Source organism: Photorhabdus sp. RW14-46 (assembly GCF_963887965.1).
In the GTDB taxonomy this organism is placed as follows: domain Bacteria; phylum Pseudomonadota; class Gammaproteobacteria; order Enterobacterales; family Enterobacteriaceae; genus Photorhabdus; species Photorhabdus laumondii.
In genome coordinates this window covers 1-251 of the sequence record NZ_CAWPHH010000140.1, presented here as the reverse complement: position 1 = coordinate 251, position 251 = coordinate 1, and the positions used below count along the sequence as shown (strand labels likewise).

1 pseudogene is annotated in these 251 nt (G+C 51.8%); it reads left to right on the top strand.

The features are described from left to right. Positions 1-184: 184 nt before the first annotated feature. A pseudogene (locus AACQ38_RS24270) lies at positions 185-251 on the top strand (hypothetical protein); the annotation flags it as partial.

The window sequence follows — 251 nt, the reverse complement described above, 5'->3', positions numbered from 1 at the left end:
AAAAGGCACGTCGGGGAAAAAAAAGTGGCGGGGACAAAATGGTCGCAATGCTTCCTTGTGAAAGCCATGCCCTGCGCGGGCTGGCTCTGCCCAACGGGTATGACTGCCTCGGAGATGATGCCCCTTCTGTGGGCAATACGAAGACGAGGAAAGCGGTTTATTTTATAATCGGCACCGTTATTACGAGAGGGAAACAGGCCAGTACTTATCGCCAGATCCGCTAAACTTAAGGGGTGGCGTAAGTCCTTATA